This window comes from Nonomuraea sp. B208, from assembly GCF_057536035.1.
The window spans coordinates 1013950-1031715 of record NZ_BAAJOU010000021.1; the positions used below are offsets into that span (position 1 = coordinate 1013950).

The 17766-nt window shown below is 69.5% G+C and carries 18 protein-coding genes and 1 tRNA gene; 10 read left to right on the forward strand and 9 right to left on the reverse strand.

Annotated features, from left to right (window positions below):
• Window positions 1-553: 553 nt before the first annotated feature.
• On the forward strand, window positions 554-1615 hold the full coding sequence (locus tag AC27IY_RS21750; protein ID WP_487179118.1) for a D-alanyl-D-alanine carboxypeptidase family protein: 1062 nt from the start codon (window positions 554-556) through the stop codon (window positions 1613-1615).
• Between the two features lie 13 nt (window positions 1616-1628).
• Here the strand turns inward: AC27IY_RS21750 and mscL are convergent, their stop codons facing one another.
• Genes mscL through AC27IY_RS21765 form a run of 3 tightly spaced genes read right to left on the reverse strand, consistent with a single transcriptional unit; the run spans window position 1629 to window position 3479 of the window.
• The gene (gene mscL / locus AC27IY_RS21755; protein WP_344211136.1) at window positions 1629-2027 is read right to left on the reverse strand and encodes a large conductance mechanosensitive channel protein MscL; all 399 of its coding nucleotides are present in this window, start codon (window positions 2025-2027) and stop codon (window positions 1629-1631) included.
• Window positions 2028-2058: 31 nt separating this feature from the next.
• On the reverse strand, window positions 2059-2676 hold the full coding sequence (locus tag AC27IY_RS21760) for an RcpC/CpaB family pilus assembly protein (protein ID WP_487179021.1): 618 nt from the start codon (window positions 2674-2676) through the stop codon (window positions 2059-2061).
• Window positions 2673-3479: an S-methyl-5'-thioadenosine phosphorylase gene (locus AC27IY_RS21765; RefSeq protein WP_329589604.1), complete on the reverse strand. Its 807-nt coding sequence runs from the start codon at window positions 3477-3479 to the stop codon at window positions 2673-2675. The genes AC27IY_RS21760 and AC27IY_RS21765 overlap by 4 nt, the downstream gene beginning before the upstream one ends.
• A gap of 115 nt (window positions 3480-3594) precedes the next feature.
• On the opposite strand from AC27IY_RS21765, the gene AC27IY_RS21770 reads away from it, so the two are divergent.
• Complete coding sequence (locus AC27IY_RS21770; RefSeq protein WP_487179022.1) at window positions 3595-5565, forward strand: MFS transporter; 1971 nt, start codon at window positions 3595-3597, stop codon at window positions 5563-5565.
• Between the two features lie 1323 nt (window positions 5566-6888).
• Here AC27IY_RS21770 and AC27IY_RS21775 read toward each other — a convergent pair.
• The 3 genes from AC27IY_RS21775 to AC27IY_RS21785 all read right to left on the reverse strand — a co-directional run bounded on the left by AC27IY_RS21775 (window position 6889) and on the right by AC27IY_RS21785 (window position 9396).
• Window positions 6889-7227, reverse strand: a complete 339-nt coding sequence (locus AC27IY_RS21775; RefSeq protein ID WP_487179023.1) for an FmdB family zinc ribbon protein — start codon at window positions 7225-7227, stop codon at window positions 6889-6891.
• A gap of 69 nt (window positions 7228-7296) precedes the next feature.
• Window positions 7297-8802 (reverse strand): potassium/proton antiporter, encoded by a 1506-nt coding sequence (locus AC27IY_RS21780; protein WP_423452377.1) that lies wholly within the window; start codon window positions 8800-8802, stop codon window positions 7297-7299.
• A 24-nt stretch (window positions 8803-8826) separates the two neighbouring features.
• Window positions 8827-9396 (reverse strand): 5-formyltetrahydrofolate cyclo-ligase, encoded by a 570-nt coding sequence (locus tag AC27IY_RS21785; protein WP_344211126.1) that lies wholly within the window; start codon window positions 9394-9396, stop codon window positions 8827-8829.
• Between the two features lie 24 nt (window positions 9397-9420).
• Between AC27IY_RS21785 and galU the strand changes: the two genes are divergently transcribed.
• The 8 genes from galU (at window position 9421) to AC27IY_RS21825 (ending at window position 14795) form a co-directional block, all read left to right on the forward strand.
• On the forward strand, window positions 9421-10323 hold the full coding sequence (gene galU, locus AC27IY_RS21790; RefSeq protein WP_364455263.1) for a UTP--glucose-1-phosphate uridylyltransferase GalU: 903 nt from the start codon (window positions 9421-9423) through the stop codon (window positions 10321-10323).
• A complete protein-coding gene (gene glp / locus AC27IY_RS21795; protein ID WP_423452379.1) occupies window positions 10310-11533 on the forward strand; it encodes a molybdotransferase-like divisome protein Glp in 1224 nt (407 codons plus the stop codon). The genes galU and glp overlap by 14 nt, the downstream gene beginning before the upstream one ends.
• Complete coding sequence (moaC, locus tag AC27IY_RS21800) at window positions 11530-12015, forward strand: cyclic pyranopterin monophosphate synthase MoaC (protein WP_364455256.1); 486 nt, start codon at window positions 11530-11532, stop codon at window positions 12013-12015. The genes glp and moaC overlap by 4 nt, the downstream gene beginning before the upstream one ends.
• Window positions 12000-12497, forward strand: coding sequence for a MogA/MoaB family molybdenum cofactor biosynthesis protein (locus tag AC27IY_RS21805; protein ID WP_364455253.1), 498 nt, complete (start codon window positions 12000-12002; stop codon window positions 12495-12497). The genes moaC and AC27IY_RS21805 overlap by 16 nt, the downstream gene beginning before the upstream one ends.
• Before the next feature lie 48 nt (window positions 12498-12545).
• Window positions 12546-13199, forward strand: coding sequence for a GNAT family N-acetyltransferase (locus tag AC27IY_RS21810; protein ID WP_329592790.1), 654 nt, complete (start codon window positions 12546-12548; stop codon window positions 13197-13199).
• A gap of 124 nt (window positions 13200-13323) precedes the next feature.
• Complete coding sequence (gene sepX / locus AC27IY_RS21815) at window positions 13324-13941, forward strand: divisome protein SepX/GlpR (protein ID WP_344211116.1); 618 nt, start codon at window positions 13324-13326, stop codon at window positions 13939-13941.
• Window positions 13942-13990: 49 nt separating this feature from the next.
• A tRNA-Ala gene (locus tag AC27IY_RS21820) sits at window positions 13991-14064 on the forward strand.
• A 113-nt stretch (window positions 14065-14177) separates the two neighbouring features.
• Window positions 14178-14795, forward strand: coding sequence for a hypothetical protein (locus AC27IY_RS21825; protein ID WP_487179024.1), 618 nt, complete (start codon window positions 14178-14180; stop codon window positions 14793-14795).
• On the opposite strand, the gene AC27IY_RS21830 is transcribed toward AC27IY_RS21825, so the two are convergent.
• From AC27IY_RS21830 to AC27IY_RS21840, 3 genes are read right to left on the reverse strand one after another with little or no spacing between them, the layout of a single operon-like run.
• A complete protein-coding gene (locus tag AC27IY_RS21830; protein ID WP_487179025.1) occupies window positions 14788-15933 on the reverse strand; it encodes a site-specific integrase in 1146 nt (381 codons plus the stop codon). The two genes, AC27IY_RS21825 and AC27IY_RS21830, sit on opposite strands and share 8 nt — an antisense overlap.
• Window positions 15930-16115, reverse strand: a complete 186-nt coding sequence (locus tag AC27IY_RS21835) for a helix-turn-helix domain-containing protein (RefSeq protein WP_091086446.1) — start codon at window positions 16113-16115, stop codon at window positions 15930-15932. Before AC27IY_RS21835 ends, AC27IY_RS21830 begins: the two co-directional genes overlap by 4 nt.
• On the reverse strand, window positions 16108-17469 hold the full coding sequence (locus AC27IY_RS21840) for a replication initiator (RefSeq protein ID WP_487179026.1): 1362 nt from the start codon (window positions 17467-17469) through the stop codon (window positions 16108-16110). The genes AC27IY_RS21835 and AC27IY_RS21840 overlap by 8 nt, the downstream gene beginning before the upstream one ends.
• Between the last annotated feature and the right edge of the window lie 297 nt (window positions 17470-17766).

The window sequence follows — 17766 nt, forward strand, 5'->3', positions numbered from 1 at the left end:
GCCTGGGGTGCCCCGTGAGGTCGTGGCGCGGGCGGAGGCTGTGCTGGCCGATCGGGACGAGAAGGTGGTGGTGAGCACGGCTTCTGATGGGAGTGGTGGTCGGCGGCGGGCTGAGGTCCAGGGGGCGGGGGCTTCGAATTCGGCGGCGCGCGGGGGAGGTGGCCGGCGTCGTGGGGTGGAGGTGGAGGAGCCTTATGCGCCGGTGCCGGTTCGGCCTCGTGAGGGGTGTCCGGGGGAGTGGGAGGAGACGTGGTTGTGGGAGGTGTGCCGGGCCGGGGAGCGGCAGGAGGTGCAGGGGTTCGCCGATGGGCTGTTGTCCGGGATCTGAGTGCGGGAGTGCCTGTTCCCTGCCGGGGGCGGGGTTTCGGGGCTGGTGGGACGGGGTGGTTGAGCAAAGTGGGCTTTTTGTCTCATAACAGCTCTTCGGCATTCGGTCCGGACACTCGGAGGCCTGTAGTAACGTGCGTGCCTGACCCGGGTAACAAGTTTGCATACGGAGGAGTCGAACGTGCCAGCCCCTCGATCAGCGGGTCTGATCGCGGCTGTCGTGGCGATGGTGGCTTCTCTGGTGGTGTCCTCGGCGCAGGTGGGGGCGGCGGAGGCGGAGGCTTCGGCACAGAGTGATCGGCGGGTTCAGGAGCGGCAGGATCCCGGCAATCTGACCGAGCTGAGGAAAGAGGCGGAGCGGTCGGCCAAGGAGCTGGAAGAGGCCACCAAGGCTCTGGAGAAACGGCGTAGCACGATCGCCGCCTCCGAGAAGCAGCTCAAGGGCAAGCTTACGGCGCTGCAGGAGCTGGAGCGGCGGCTCGTGGTGATGCGGCAGCCCGTTTCGCAGATGGCTGAGTTGTTGTATGTGCAGCCGCTCAACGGCGGCGGAGTGCTGCCCTTTCTGACCGGCGGCGCTGACCAGAGAACTTTGCGGGCGCTCAGCGATGCCAACCAGATCGTGGCGGTACGGCAGCAGGCCGTACAGCAGACGAGTGTGCTGTACGCGCAGGCCGAGCAGTTGGCGAGCGAGGCGCAGGAGTTGCGGGCGGGGAACCTGCTGGCGGAGGCGCAGCTCGCGGCCGAGATCGACACGTTGCGGCAGCGGTCGGACAAGATCGTGAAGTCGTTGACCGCGGCGCTGGTGAAGCTGGGTATCAAGATCGACAAGGTGGGGCGGGCGGCGCTCGGCTGCGACCCGTTGCGGGCCGCCACCGCCGGCGAGTATCCCAACGGGCTCATTCCCAGGGGCATGCTCTGTCCCTTGCAGCAGAAGGGGTTCAGCCTGCGGGCGGACGCGACGATCGCGTTCGTCAGTCTGAACGAGGCTTTCAAGCAGCGGTTCGGCAAGCAGATGTGCGTGACCGACGCCTATCGGAGCCTGGCGGAGCAGCAGGCCGTCTACTATCGGCGGCCAGGGTTCGCGGCTGTGCCGGGGCGGAGCAACCACGGGCTCGGGCTGGCTGTGGACCTGTGCGGCGGCGTGGAACGGTCAGGGTCCGTGGAGTTCGTGTGGATGGAGAAGAACTCCAAGAAGTATGGATGGTTCCATCCGTCGTGGGCCTACAGCAGCCCGTTCGAGCCGTGGCATTGGGAGTATGACCCCCAGCTGGGGTCACTGCTCGATTGACGTCGGCCGGGGTTCAGGCCGCTATCAGTTCGGTTGTGCAGAAGGCGCAGCGGGAGGCCTGCTTCGGGATCTCCGACAGGCACTCGGGGCAGTCGCGCGTGGTCGACTCGATCTTGGCTGCGGTGCGTTCCTTGAGGTGGGTGTAGGGCTTCACGACGAGGAAGTAGACGACTGCGGCGATCATCAGGAACGAGATGATCGCGTTGATGAAGTTGCCGTACATGAAGTTCGATCGGCCGATGGTGACCTTGAGGGAGGAGAAGTCAGGGAGGTCGCCGAACGCTGAGATCAGCGGGGTCAGCAGGTCGGCCACGAAGGACTGCACGATCGAGTTGAAGGCCGCGCCGATGACGACCGCGACGGCCAGGTCGATGACGTTCCCTTGCATGAGGAACTTCTTGAAACCGCTCATGAGCAGATCGTAGCTGGACGGTTACTCTTCGCTAGGTCGGCGGTGGCAGGGTGATCGACAGATGGGCGGTGGACTGGGCCGCTGCCAGCTCTGCGGCCTGGGTGGTTGTCGTGGCCAGGAGGAGAAGGGTGCCGCGTGGCGTGGACGACGAGAGGTCGCGCTGGGTGCGTGGCGGGGGGATCGTGATGACGGTCACGGCTTCGGCGATCGCGCGGGCGGGGGTGGGTGCGGTGGCTTGCGGCCAGGTGGCCAGGATGTTGACGGTGGCGCCTGGGGAGAGCAGGGCCGCGGCGTCGGGGTCGTTGACGCGTACCGGAGTGGCGACCATGCCTGGCGGGAGGCTGGCGTAGGCCGTCCTCAGCAGGCGGGCGTCGGTCAATGGCTCGCCGCGGCGCATGGGGGACGTCAGGTGGTGGGTGGTGCCGGGGGCGAGGCGGCGGATCGCGCCGGCCGGTGGATGGTTGAGGGGGACGGGGGTCAGGTCGGTGGGCGTCAGGGGGCCCGCGGGGAGGTCGTGGGCGGCCGCCAGGACCGTCGCGGGCGGGGTGGGGCGGGTCGCCGCGTAGGCGGACAGGACGGCCAGGGCTGCGAGCGCCGCCGCGATGAGGCGGCGGCGACGGCCGTAGCGGACCAGCCAGCTCCTGATCACGGTAGGTCGAACGGGAGCTTGAGGCCGTCGAGTGCGCTGCCGCACGGGCAGGTGCGTTCCTCGGGAAGGGCCTGGACGGTGGCGGAGACCAGGGAGCGCATGCGGGTGACGTTTTGGGCGAAGAACTCGAGGACCTCGTCGTGGGTCACCCCCTGCCCCGCCTCGACGCCGGCGTCGAGATCGGTCACCAGGCAGAGGGACGTGTAACAGAGGGCCAGCTCGCGGGCCAGGATCGCCTCGGGGAAGCCGGTCATGCCGACGATGGACCAGCCGTTGGCGGCGAACCACCGGGATTCGGCGCGGGTCGAGAAACGGGGGCCCTCGATGACCACGAGGGTGCCGGCGTCGGCGGTGTGCCAATCGGTGGCCCGGGCGGTGTCCACGGCCGTCGCCCGGCCGGACGGGCAGTAAGGATCGGCGAAGGAGACATGGACGGCGCCGCCGGTGTCGTAATAAGTCTGGACACGCCCTGAGGTGCGATCGACGAGCTGGTCGGGGATGACCATGGTGCCGGGGCCGTAATCGGCCCGCAGGGACCCTACGGCGCTCGGTGCGAGCACCTGGCGGACGCCGAGGGAGCGCAGCGCCCACAGGTTGGCGCGGTAGGGGATGCGGTGGGGCGGGAAGCGGTGATCGCGGCCGTGCCGGGGGATGAACGCCACCGAACGGGAGCCGATGCGCCCGACGGTGACGACGTCGCTCGGGGGGCCGTAGGGAGTGGCGAGCTCGATCTCCTCCGCGTCGTCGAGGAGGGAGTAGAAGCCGGAGCCGCCGATGACGCCGATGTCTGCGCGAGTGACCATGGCGCAGAGAGTAGCCGGGTCGGTGCGGGGCCCGGTGCGGCCGAGCGGCGTTCTGTGGATAACGTGCCATCGTCGCAGTGCGTGAGAACATCAGTACGAAGAGTAGTATCGCCGCATGCGACAACAGCGTCTCGGTCTCATCATCGTCGCGCTCATGCTCGGCATGTTGCTGGCGGCGCTCGACCAGACGATCGTGTCCACGGCCCTGCCGACGATCGTGAGCGACCTGGGCGGGCTGGAGCAGCTGGCCTGGGTGGTCACGGGATACATGCTCGCCTCCACCGTCTCCACGCCCCTCTGGGGCAAACTGGGCGATCAGTACGGGCGCAAGCGCCTGTTCATCGGGGCCGTCGTCATCTTCCTGGTGGGATCGGCGCTCTGCGGGCTGAGCCGGAACATGGGGGAGCTCATCGCGTTCCGGGGGCTCCAGGGGCTCGGGGGCGGCGGGCTCATGGTGCTCGCGCAGGCGATCGTGGGTGACGTGGTGTCGGTCCGCGAACGGGGGCGTTACCAGGGGTTCTTCGGGGCGGTGTTCGCCGTTTCGAGCATCGTGGGGCCGCTGCTGGGCGGGGTGTTCGTGGACCGGCTGTCGTGGCATTGGGTCTTCTACGTGAACCTGCCGCTGGGCGCGGTCGCGTTGTTCGTGATCGCGACGGTGCTGCCCGGGGACCTCGCGCGGGCCAGGCACACGATCGACTACGCCGGTGTCGTGCTGCTCGGTGCGGCCACGTCGTGCCTGGTGCTGGTCACCACGTGGGGCGGGACGACGTACGCCTGGACGTCGCCGGTGGTGGTGGGGCTGGCCGGGGCGGCGGTGGCGTTACTGGTCATGTGGGTGTTCGCGGAGCGGCGGGCGGCCGAGCCGGTGCTGCCGCTCGGGCTGTTCGGGCTGCGGGCGTTCTCCATGGCGTCGGCGGTGGGGTTCGTGGTGGGGTTCGGGATGTTCGGGGCGCTCACCTACCTGCCGCTCTACCTGCAGGTGGTGCACGGGGTCAGCCCGACGCTGTCGGGAGTCTACCTGCTGCCGATGATGGCGGGGATGCTGACCATGTCCATCGTGAGTGGGCAGATCATCACCCGGACGGGGAAATACCGGTTTCTGCCGATCGCGGGGACGTTGCTCGCGTCGGCCGGGCTGGTTCTGCTGTCGACGATGACGGAGCACAGCAGCCTGCTGACGATGGGGGTCTACCTGCTGGTCCTCGGGGTCGGGCTCGGGATGACCATGCAGGTGCTGGTGATAGTGGTGCAGAACGCGGTCGACTTCAAGGATCTCGGGGTGGTGACGTCCGGGGCGACGTTCTTCCGGTCGATCGGGGGGTCGTTCGGGGTGGCGGCGCTGGGGGCGGTGTTCGCGGCGACGCTGAACAGCGACCTACGGGAGGCGTTGCGGGGGGCGCGGCTGCCGCCGGGGTTCGAGCCGCGGCGGGTGCAGGAGGACCCGACCGTCATCCAGCGACTGCCTCGGGAGCTGGCTGCGGATTTTCTGCACGTGTACGCGGACGCGATCGCGGCGGTGTTCCGGGTGGCGGCGCCGGTCGTGTTCGGGGCGTTCGTGCTGAGCTGGTTCATTCCGCAGACGCGGTTGCGGGAGACGACCAAGGCGGCGGACCTGGGGGAAGGGCTGGGGGCAACGTCGGCGGAGCGGTCGTCGCTGGCGGAGGTGGAGCGAGGGCTGATGCGGCTGGCGGACACCGAGCTGCGGCGGGGATATTACGAGCGGCTCGGGGCGGCGGCGGGGCTCGACGCGATCTCGCCGCAGGGGGTGTGGGTGCTGGCGCGGTTGGCCGAGGGAGGGTGGGTGCGGGGGGACGAGCTTGCCGAACGCGCGCAGAAGAGTAAGGAGTGGGGGCGTCCTTACGTCGATCAGCTCGTGGCGATGGGGTTGGTGCGGAGGTCGGAGGACGAGGAGGCGCTGCGGCTGACGGAGGAGGGGCAGCGGGCGGTGACGCGGTTGGTGGGGTGTTCGCGGGAGGGGTTGAGGCGGCTGGTCGCGGATTGGGGGGAGGATCCGCAGCTTGAGCGGATGGTGGATCAGGTGGCGCCGGAGTTGTTGGGGGCGCGAGGTGATCGGCCCCCGTCTTGAGGGGCGGCGTGCGGGATTGGGGTGCCGGGGGCGTGTTCACGGCCGCATGGGGGTTGGCGGGAGCACAAGTGATGAGGGTTGGCGGGAGCATGAGTGCGGGCGGGCACGGGCCGGGGGGAGGCCGCGGCACGCGAGCGGAGCAGAGGCCGTGGCACGCGAGCGGAGCGGAGGCCGTGGCACGCGAGCGGAGCGGAGGCCGTGGCACGCGAGCGGAGCGGAGGCCGTGGCACGCGAGCGGAGCGGAGGCTGGGGTGCCGGGTGGAGCGGAGGCTGACACGCCGGGCGGAGGCCGGCGCACGGGCGGGGAAGGCTGGCACGCGGGCAGTCAAAGGCTGGGGTAGCGGGTGAGGCGGAGGCTGGCACACGGGCGGGGCCGGCATGCGGGCAGTCTAAGGCTGGGGTAGCGGGTGAGGCGGAGGCTGGCACACGGGCGGGGAAGGCTGGCACGCGGGCAGTCAAAGGCTGGGGTAGCGGGTGAGGCGGAGGCTGGCACACGGGCGGGGCCGGCATGCGGGCAGTCTAAGGCTGGGGTAGCGGGTGAGGCGGAGGCTGACACGCGGGCGGGGGTCGGCCCGCGGGCAGGGTGGAGGAAGAGGGCGCGGGCGGGCGTTGAGACATGGTGACGGCCATCGCGTGACCCTTCAAGGCGCAAACCAGATCGAAGGTGGGCACGTGATGGCCGCGGACAACAGTGTGGTGGACGGGAGGTGATCGGCGCAGCGCATCCCCGATTGGTGACCCCGACTTTGTTGTGACCCTAGGGGAGGGGCGTGCGGCTGGCGCGCGGTTGTGGGACGGTTTGCGCTGTCGTACGGACCCATGGTGGCCGCGTCGACGGGCCTGATGCCATGGCGGTCGAGGGGCAGTTACGTCGTGACGTGGCTGCGGCGATGAGCCTGGTGGTGGGTACGGTCGTGGCGACGGTCAGGCTGTGGCGCTGCACGGCAGTGGTGCGGCGCAACCAGAGATGGTCAAGCTGCTGTGACCGGGTAGGTGGTGCTGCCGGGCCCGGGCAGGTGGCGCTGCCGTGACGGGGCAGGTCGGGCTGCCGGACCCGGGCAGGTCGGGCTGCTGTGACCGGGCAGGTCCGGCTTCCTCACGGGGCAGATCGGGCTGCTGTGACCGGGCAGGTCCGGCTTCCTCACGGGGCAGATCGGGCTGCTGTGATAAGGCAGGTCGGGCGCGGCCGTATGTGGTCGGGATCGGCCGTATGTGGTCGGGATCGGCCGTATGTGGTTGGGATCGGCCGGGTGGCTGCTCGTACGCGTCCCACGTACGAAGGCGGCCGGCCGGTACGGCCCGAGGCCGTCCGGCGGGCGCGCGTCAGTTGGAGGCGGCGGCCGGGGCCGGGGTGGAGGAGGACGAGCTGGGGGAGCCCGAGGAGGACTTGCTCTCCGAGGACTTCGACCCGCCGTCCGAGGACGATCCGTTCGACGAGGAGCCGGACGATCCGTTCGACGAGGAGGTCGACGAAGAAGAGGACGACGTGCGGTTGTCGGTCCGGTAGAAGCCGGAGCCCTTGAACACGATGCCCACCGCGGAGAACACCTTCCGCAGGTTGCCCTCGCACTTCGGGCACACCGTCAAAGCGTCGTCCGTGAACTTCTGGACGACCTCGAGCTGCTCACCGCAGTCGTTACAGGCGTACTGGTAAGTCGGCACGCGGCTCCTCCTACAGACTCTGGCACTCGAGCGTTGCGACTGCTAATGGTAACCGATCCGGTCAAACGGCTATTCCAAACCTCGTTCTCCGTACCAGCCGGCCAGCTTGCCGCTGCGGCTGACGGCGCGCAGGCGGCGTTCGACCTGGTCACGGCAGGTGGCCGTGGTGACGATGAGGAGTTGGTCGTCGGATCTGATGCGGGTGGAGCCGCCGGGTACGAACGATTTGCCGTCCCGTACGACGAGGGTCACCTGGGCGTCGGAGGGCAGCCGCAGCTCGAAGATCTCCACGCCGTGCAGGCGGGAGCCGGGCGGCACCTTGACCTGCAGCAGGTCGGCCTTGAGCTCCTCCAGCGGCGCGGACTCGACCGACAGGTCCCGTACCTCCCCCGGCGAGGTCACGCCGAGCACGCGGGCCACGAACGGCAGCGTCGGCCCCTGGACCAGCGTGAACACGATGACGATCACGAAGACCTGGTTGAAGATGTCCTTGGAGCCCTCGACGCCGGCCGCCCAGGGGATCGTGGCGAGCACGATGGGGATGGCGCCCCGCAGCCCCGCCCAGGACAGGAACGCCTGGTCGCGCCAGCTCACCCAGCCCAGCCGCAGCGCCCACGCGAAGGCCGCGCTGACCAGCACCGACAGCGGCCGGGCGAGGAGCACGAGGACGGTCCCGGTGATCAGCCCGGGTACGACCGCGGACGGCATCTCCTCGTGGCTGGCCATCATGCCGAGCATGACGAACAGCCCGATCTGCGCCAGCCAGGCCGCGCCCTCCGCGAACCCGCGGGTGGCGGCCCGGTGCGGCAGGCGGGAGTTACCGAGGATCAGCGCCGTCAGGTAGACGGCCAGGAAGCCCGAGCCGTGCAGGAGCACGGCGCCGCCGTACGAGACGAAGGTGAGCGCGAGCACGGCGAGCGGGTAGAGGCCGGAGGCGGGGAGTGCGATGCGGCGGAGGGCGTAGGCGCCCGCGGGCCCGACGGCGAGGCCGATCGCGGCGCCGATGACGAGTTCGAGCCCGGTCTCGAAGAGGAACGTCCCGACGTCGGGCGCCTCGCGGACGGCGCTGCTGAGCAGGGTCACGGCGATGACGGTCGGGGCGTCGTTGAACCCGGACTCCGCCTCCAGGATGCCGGCCAGCCGCGGCGGCAGCGGCAGGCGGCGCAGGACGGAGAAGACCGCGGCGGCGTCCGTGGAGGCGAGGACGGCGCCGAGGAGCAGCGCGGTGTTGACGTCGAGACCGAGGATGCCCTGGACGGCCAGCGCGACCACGACGATGCTGACCGTCACGCCGACCAGCGCCATGATCAACGCCATGGGCACGGACTTGCGTACGTGTGACCAGGTTGTGGTCAGGCCGCCCTCGGCCAGGATCAGCGCGAGCGCGGTGAGCCCGATCTGCTGGGCGAGCAACGGGTACTCGAACGACAGCCCGAGCCCGAAGTCGCCCAGCACGAGGCCGAACCCGAGGAAGATGAGGAGGCTGGGCAGGCCGCTGAAGTGCGCCACGCGCACGGACACGATGGCCGCGATGACGATGGCCGCGCCGGCGAGCAGCCAGACATCATGCGTCATCCGGCCCCCTTCTCGTCCCCGCGGTCACATAAGACTAATGAGTCCCTCGGGTGTCATCGCGAAGCGGACCTGCTGGTCATGAGGCTCGGCGGGCACGCCGTCGAGCAGCTCGCCGGCGTGCAGCAGGGCCACGGTCGGGACGTTGGGGCCGACGCGGGCGAGGGCGCGGTCGTAGGATCCGCCGCCGCGGCCGAGGCGCACGCCGGTCGTGCGGTCGACGGCGAGCGCGGGCACGATCACCAGCGCGGCGGTGCGGATGGCGTCGACGCCGCGGCGGGTGTCGACCGGCTCCATGATGCCGTGGCGGCCGGGGGCGAGGGTGTCCGGCCCGTCGTAGACCGCCCAGTCGAGGTCGTTGTCGTCGCGCAGCACCGGCAGCATGACGGTGGCTCCATGTTTCCAGAGAGCGAACACGAGCCCGTGCGTCTCCGGCTCCACCCCCGCCGACCAGTAGCAGGCCACCAATCCGGCCATCTGGACCCACGGCTGGTCGAGCAGCGTTTCGCGGGCCTTGATGGCGTTTGCGCGTAGCTGGTCCGGGGAGAGAGAGGCGCGCGCCGCGTTCAGCTGACGACGGAGGTTCATCTTGTCCATAGGTCCCTCCACTAGGGTCTACTCATGGCTGACTTCGACCCTGTGACGAAAGCCGTCGTGCCCGCCGCGGGTCTGGGCACCCGGTTCCTTCCGGCGACCAAGGCGACACCCAAGGAGATGTTGCCCATCGTCGACAAGCCCGCGATCCAGTATGTCGTCGAGGAGGCCGCGTCCGCGGGCCTCCTGGACGTTCTGATGGTCACCGGCAAGAACAAGCGATCGATCGAGGACCACTTCGACCGCGCGTTCGAGCTTGAGGAGGTCCTTGAGGCCAAGGGCGATGAGCACCGGCTGTCCCAGGTCCGCGAGCCCGCGTCCCTGGCCACGCTGCACTACGTGCGGCAGGGTGAGCCCAAGGGACTCGGCCACGCCGTGCTCTGTGCCAAGCAGCACGTTGGCGACCATCCGTTCGCGTGCCTGCTCGGTGACGACCTCATTGACCGCCGTGACGCGCTGCTCAAGCGCATGATCGAGGTGCGCGACACCTATGGCGGCAGCGTGATCGCTCTGATGGAGGTGCCGAAGGAGCAGGTTTCCCTGTACGGCGTGGCGACGATCGAGGCGACCGCCGAGGACGACGTCGTGAAGGTGACCGACCTCGTGGAGAAGCCTCCGGCCGACGAGGCGCCCTCCAACTGGGCCATCATCGGGCGCTACGTGATCGACCCGGCGGTGTTCGAGGTGCTGGAGAACACCCCGCCGGGGCGCGGCGGCGAGATCCAGCTCACCGACGCGCTGCGCACGCTGGCCGGGCGCGGTTCCGAGGCGGGCGGCCCGGTGCACGGGGTGCTGTTCCGCGGGCGGCGCTACGACACCGGCGACAAGCTGGACTACCTGCGCACGGTGGTGAAGTTCGCGGCGGATCGGGAGGATCTGGCGGGCGAGTTCGTCCCGTGGCTGCGGGAGTTCCTCGATGAGGTCGGCTGATCCGGCTGGATCGGCGAGCGCGCTGAAGCCGGTCGAGGCGCACCTGGCCGACATCCTGGCCACGGTGCGCCCGCTCGCGCCCATCGAGCTCGACCTGGAGCAGTCGCTGGGGGCGACGCTGGCGGAGGAGGTCTCCGCGCCGGTGCCGCTCCCGCCGTTCGACAACTCCGCCATGGACGGCTATGCCGTACGGGCCGCCGACATCGCCGAGGTTCCGGTGACCCTGCCGGTGGTCGACGACGTCGCGGCCGGCTCCGACGAGCTGCGCGCCGTCGGGCCCGGCCACGCGGTGCGCATCATGACCGGCGCGCCGCTGCCCGCCGGGGCCGACACCGTGGTCCCTGTCGAGTGGACGGACGGCGGGACGGTCTCCGTACGCATCGAGCGCTCCACCGGGCCGGGCAACGCGATCCGCCGGGCCGGCGAGGACGTCCAGTCCGGTGACGTCGTGCTCAGGCCGGGCACCCTGATCGGGCCCGCGCAGCTCGGCATCATCGCCGGGGTGGGGCGGCGGCGGGTGCTCGCGCGGCCGCGGCCCCGGGTGGTCGTCATCGCCACGGGCGCCGAGCTCGTGGAGCCGGGCGGGCAGCTCGGGCCCGGCCAGATCTGGGATTCCAACAGCTTCGCGCTGACCGCCGCGGTGCGGGAGGCGGGCGGGGAGGGGTTCCGGGCCGGGGCGGTCGGGGACGATCCCGCCGTGCTGCTCGACCGGCTCGACACCGACCTCGTACGCGCCGACGCCATCATCACCAGCGGCGGGGTGTCGATGGGCGCGTACGAACCGGTCAAGGAGGCCCTGTCGCCGCTCGGGACCGTACGCTTCGAGAAGGTGGCCATGCAGCCCGGGATGCCGCAGGGGTTCGGCGTGCTGGGGGACGACCAGGTGCCGATCTTCGCGCTGCCCGGCAATCCGGTGTCGTCGTTCGTGTCGTTCGTGCTGTTCGTCCGGCCGGCGCTGGCCAAGATGCGTGGGCTGCCGTCCGGCATGCCGGAGTCCGTCACCGCATGCGTCACCGGGTCGCTGCGCTCGCCCGCGGGGCGGCGGTCCTACCTGCGGGGCGTGCTCGCCGCCGACGGCACGGTGTCGCCGGTGCACGGGCAGGGCTCTCACCAGCTTGCCGCGCTGGCCTCGGCGAACGCGCTGATCGTGGTGCCCGAGGACATGACCGAGGTGCCCGCGGGGGCGGAGGTGGAGGTGATCCGGCTGTGACCGGACCGGACGCGGGCGGGCTCACGCACCTCGACGAGACCGGCGCCGCCCGCATGGTGGACGTCTCCGCCAAGGACGTCTCCGCGCGCAGCGCCGTCGCCACCGGGCGGGTGCTGCTGTCGGCCGAGACCGTCGCGCTGCTGCGTACGGGCGAGGTGCCCAAGGGTGACGCGCTGGGGGTGGCGCGGATCGCCGGCATCATGGGCGCGAAACGTACGCCGGACCTGATCCCGCTCTGCCATCCGATCGCGCTGCACGGCGTCAAGGTGACGCTGGACGTCGAGGACTGGGGCGTGGCGATCACCTGCCGGGTGAAGACGGCCGACCGCACCGGCGTGGAGATGGAGGCGCTGACGGCGGTGTCGGTGGCGGCGCTCGCGCTCATCGACATGGTCAAAGCGGTCGATCCGGGCGCGGTGATCACCGACGTGCGCGTGGAGGAGAAGCTGGGCGGCAAGACCGGACGATGGACGCGGTCATGATGATGCGGGCGCTGGTGATCACGGTGTCGAACCGGGCGTCGGCCGGGATTTATGAGGATAAATCCGGGCCGTTGCTCGTACGGCTGCTGCGTGACGAGGCCGGCTGTGACGTCGTCGACGGTCCCGTGGTCGTCCCCGACGGCGAGCCGGTGGAGATGGCGCTGCGGGACGGCGTCCTCGGCGGCTACGAGGTCGTGGTCACCACCGGGGGCACCGGGCTGACGCCGATGGACCTCACGCCGGAGATGACCGCCCGCGTGATCTCCCGGGAGGTCCCGGGCATCGCGGAGGCGATCCGGCAGGCCAATCGCGAGAAGGTCCCGACGTCGATCCTGTCCCGGGGGCTCGCGGGGCAGGCGGGCGACACCCTGATCGTCAACCTGCCCGGTTCGTCCGGCGGCGTAAGGGACGGTGTCGCCGTACTCGCGCCCATTCTGCGGCACGCCGTCGAGCAGATCCGCGGCGGCGATCACCCGCGCTGAGCACTACTTCGATCCGCGCGTGGCGACATCGTGCCCGTTGGGGGGATGATGAGAGTTGTGGATCGACTTCGCGGCTGGCCGGTGAGCCTCAACGAAGGGCCGGTCGGCCTCCGGCCGCTGCGGTTGGGCGACGTACGCGTGTGGCGGGAGACCAGGCTGCGCAACGCCGACTGGCTGCGCCCCTGGGAGCCGAGCAACCCCGAGACGCCTCTGTTCAGGACCGGGCTCGGCCCGTACGTGTCCATGGTCGGCACCCTGCGGCGGGAGGCCAGGCAGGGGCTCGCGCTGCCCTGGGTGGTCACGTACGAGGGGCGCTTCGCCGGACAGCTCACCGTCGGCGCCATCGTGTGGGGATCCGCCCGTTCCGCCCAGGTCGGCTACTGGATCGACGGCAAACTGGCCGGTCACGGCATCACCCCCACCGCCCTCGCCATGGCCGTCGACCACTGCTTCTTCACCACCGGTTTGCATCGGCTGGAGGCGAACATCCGCCCCGAGAACTCCGCCAGTCGTAGGGTGGTTGAGAAACTCGGATTCAGGGAAGAAGGCATTCGGCGTCGCCAACTTCACATCGACGGAGCCTGGCGCGACCACATTTGCTACGCGTTGACCGTCGAGGACGTCCCCGGCGGGCTGCTCGTACAGTGGCGTCGCGCCCGCGAGTCAGCGGCTCGCGGCGGGTCTTCTGTCGAAGAGGTTTGACGATCTCGCGACACACCGCACCGAATGCTCGTCAATCAGTGACACGCGGTCTTACGGTGCGTGACGTGAGCAGATTGAAGACGCAACGAGCCGACCCGCGTCTTCATGCTGCCCGGAGGTGGTCGTGAGCAGCGTCCTCCTCTATCTCGCCATCGTCGTGATGTGGCTGTGCGTCCTCATCCCGATGTGGCTGCGCAAGGACAAGACCAACCTCGCCGAGCTGGCCGAGCTCGAGGAGTACTACACCGGCGAGCACCAGCTCCCCGACCTCGACAACCTGGCCGCCGCCGCGGCGGCCGAGGGCTACGAGGACGACGCCGGCATCGGGCTGCTCACCGGGCCGCCCACGGGCGAGTTCGAGAAGGTCGACGTCCGGCAGTTCCGGCTGCGGCGACGGGCTATCATCGTGGCCCGGCGGCGCCGGTTGCTGTTCTTCTGCGTGCTGCTGGTGGTGGCGTCCGTGGTCACGGCGGCGGTCAAGATGATCCCGTGGTGGGGCGTGGCGCCGTCCGTGCTGGTCACGGTGGGCTACCTGTGCTTCCTGCGGGTCGCCGTACACGTGGACAAGGAACGCCGCGAACGTGCCCGCCAGGCCCTCGCCGAACGCCGGCGCCGGGCCCGCCAGCGCCGCCAGGCCCTCGCCGAGGAGCCGCCGGCCGAGGTGATCGACCTGACGGCGCTGCACGAGGACGTGCTGTTCGACCAGTACGCGGAGCCGCCCAGGCGCGCGGTGGGGGACTGAAAGGGTGGCGCGAGAACCCTCGGGGGGATGCTAACCTAAACGAGTCCTTGGGGATGTAGCGCAGTCCGGTAGCGCACTTCGTTCGCATCGAAGGGGTCAGGGGTTCGAATCCCCTCATCTCCACCCAGGTCAAAGGCCGCTTCCAGGGCGTTGGAAGCGGCCTTTTGCGTTGCTGGGTGACTAACTGAGTGACTAACGTCTCGAATCCCCGGCGTCCCCTGTGCCATCATCCAGGTGTGTCCGACTTCTGGCCGACGCTCCTCGCGGGTCTCTTAGGAGCACTCGTGGGAGGTGCGTTCACTGCGTTTGGGGCATGGTTCCAGACGAGAGGCCTCAGCAAGGTCACGTCCCTTCAGATAGAAGAGATGATTCGACAGGGACTTGAAGTGACGCGCCGTCAGGTCAAGGTGGAAGCAGCTCTGGAGTTGCAGCGTGCCCTAGGACTACTGCGGACAGCGATCCACAAGATCGAACAAGACCACAGCGGTCACAAACCCGGGTCATGTGAGGCTCCTGACCTGCGTGCTGAACTGGCTGAGCAGATGGCGACCCTAGATCAGTCGTACCTGCTATACGAGCGGATGTTTGGCGACTGGGAGGCCATCGATGAGGCTCTCATGGAGCTTTTCGATTTCCTGGATGATGTGACCATGGGGCGGGCCCCCGCCCGTGTTCGCCCTAGTGACAGGAAGTTCTTGGAGAGCTGGTGCCTTACGGCTGTCTGGACTAACGGCGCTGCCGATCTCGTCAGCGATGCGTCCGTAGCCATCAGGATGGCTCTGGCATCTGAGGTGGGAGCAGAGCGGCGCGTTCGGAGAACTGTAGCGCCCTCCGAACGCACCAGGACTAACTGATCTCCCTTGGAGGAAGAATTCGATCCATCGCCTCAGCTCCCTCAAGAAGAACGGGGCGGAGCTGCTTGCGGTAGACGGTCTCCGTCACGCTGGTGTTCCGGTGGCCGACGAGGCGTGATATGGCCTCGATCGGCATGCCGGAGTCGGAGAGCAGCGAGACGAAGCTGTGCCGCATCTCGCGGGGTGTCCAGTCCTTCTGGTTGAGACCGGCCTTCTTGAGGACGGCCCGGAAGGAGCGGCGGACGTTGTGTGCGTCGAGCTCCGTGCCGACCTTGGACGCGAACACGAGGTCGTTGTCCTGCCAGCGGTCACCCGCTGCCTTCTTGGCCACGTCCTGATGTTCGCGGTGGAGCTTGAGGACGTCAACGCAGCGCCTCGGCATGGCCAGGGTGCGGCGGGACTTCTTCGTCTTGGTGTCGCCGCCTTCGCGGACGGAGCGCCAGACCATGATGGACGGTGGTGTGCCGTCCAGGTTGACGTGCGACCAGGTGAAGCGCAACGTCGTGCTCCTGTGCGAGATCCCGAAGGGCAACGACAGGACGACGTACGCGTGCAGGGCCGTGCCCTCGGATGCCTTGAGCACGGCTTCGGCCTGAGCGAGGGCCAGCGACTTGGACGGTCGGCCCTCTTTGCCCTTCGGGATCTCGCACAGGAGCACGACGTTGCGCTTCACCTTGTCGCGGGCCTGAGCGCGTGAGATCGAGCGGACGAGGATGGAACGCAGCTCGCGCAGGGTGCGGGTGCTGAGGTCCTTGGATTTGTCGGCGAGCCAGCGGTCGACGTCGTCCGCCGTCAGGTCTACGAGCTTGCGGGCGCCCAGGCCGGAGATGATGTGCTTGTTCGCGAGGATCTTGCACTTCTCCACCGTGGCGGCGTCTCGTCCGCTGAGCCCGAAGTCCAGCCAGTTCTGTACGGCGTTCGCCACGGTGTAGCCGGTCCCGGAGACCACCAGGCCGTCTTCGTAGTCGCGGATGATCTGCTTGAGCTTGTCCTTGGCGGCGGTCTTGGTCTTGCCGCTGGCCTTCTTGACGATGCGCTTCCCGGCCGGTGTGTAGCCGACCGTAAGCGAGGCGATCCAGCGCTGGCGGGACTCGTCCCAGTGCAGGCCGCCGTCCCCGCGGCTGCGACGTTTCGTCATGACGCCTCCTGCTGCAACAGGGCGATGTACTCGCGGAGGGCGCTCTCCGGGATCAGGCGGCAGCGGCCCTGCTTGACCGAGCGGAGACGGCCGGAGCGCAACTGCTCGTAGATGACGCTGCGGCTCATGCGGAGCTTCAGCATGGCGTCAGGAACGCGGTAGAGCTGGACGTCATCAGCCATGCTTGCCTCCTTCGCTGATCGTGGCGGCCAGGGCGGATTCGCCCGGCGTGAAGCCCTGCCCGGCGTACTTCCAGTGGGCGAGGACGAGGGTGCTGGTCGGGTCGTGTCTCAGGCGTTGCAGCTCTTGGGCCTCGCGGTACTCCACGCGGACGCGGCGCAGGGCGGTCAGGGTGGTGGAGTAGGCGCGGCTCTTGGTGGAGAAGTGGCCCCGGAAGCCGAGCATGTGAGCCCACTGGCGTAGCCGGAGCGGGGCCAGGTCGGGATGGGTGTCGGTGTTGCCGAGGTCCCAGGCGGTGCGGATCAGGCGGGCGGCGTGCTCGGTGACGCCGTGGGTGTGCAGGCGGGCGAGGTCTTGCCGGGTGACGCGGCGGTCCAGGGTGCCGGAGGTTTCGGCGGCTTTGGTGGCGTACTTGGCGATGTAGCCCGCGACGGTGGCCTCGGACAGGGCGTCGGCGTCGAGGCCGGCGCTTTGGATCGGGCGTACGTCGAGGGTGCCCCAGGTGAGCGGTTGCCCGGTTTCCGGGGCGGGCAGGCGGACGGCTTGGGCGGCGGACTTGATGGTGGTGGTGAGCAGGTCGAGGGTGGCCCAGGCGGGCGGGTTGGTGAGCGTGTCGCCCTCGCGGCCGTCGAGGCGGATGACCGCGTGGAAGTGGACGATGCCCCGGGCCTGGTACTCGGCGACCTTGGCGAAGGACAGGCGGGCGGTGCGGGCGAACTCCTTGCGGGTGAGGCCGGTGGCGGCGGCCAGGTGCTGGCGCAGGTAGATGGTGAAGCGGTGCCACAGGACGGCGGCGTGGGCGTTCCACAGGATGTGGCCGGTGCGGTCGTAGGTGGCGGGGTCGAGCGGTTGGCCTATGGTCGGGTCTCCCTTCTGGTGGCGGGTGAAGCAGGACGGGCCGGTACGGCGCGGGTGGCAGAGGTTGAGCGTGCCGTCCTTGTCGGGGCCTCGGTGGACGGGGCCGAAGGACGGGGCGGTGAGCGTGGCGAGGACGCGCGGGTGGGTGCGGACGATCTCCGGGACGCCTTTGTCTCCGCCGAGCAGGCCCGCGCGGATGAGGTGGAAGGTGTCTTGGCGGTAGGTCTCGGCGCAGGCCGGGCAGCGGGAGGCGCGGCGGTTGCCGCAGCGGATCAGGAGTTGGCCGTGTGGTTCGTCGCGGGTGCTGAAGGTGTGCAGGAGTTCGCCGGTGGTGCTGTTCAGGGTGGTGGACTCGCCGGTGAGGCGGATCGGGTCGGTGCAGCCGCGGAGCCGGTCGACCTGGTGAAGCCAGCGGGTGACGTCCTGGTTGGAGCGGCGGGCCAGGTCCCGGATGACTGAACCGATGAGGTCGCTGAGCTGGGCGGGTGCTTCGGTCACTGAGCCTCCTCTCCGCTGCCTTCGCAGCACGGGCAGTTGATGACGATCAGTTGGTGGGTGCGGGTGGAGCGGACGCGGACGGAGCCGTATCCGCCGCATTCCGGACAGGGCCGGTCGCGCATACTGGAGTTCCTTCGTTGAGTGCGGAGGGTGACGCCCCACGGGGACGGCAGGCTGCCAGGCTTGAGCCGTCCCGTGGTGGCGTCGCGGAGCTAATCGCGGCTGTCGAAGTCGATGCCGGTGCCGGAGCAGTCGCGGCAGGTGTCGTCGTCGTGGAGGCCGGTGCCGTTGCAGGTG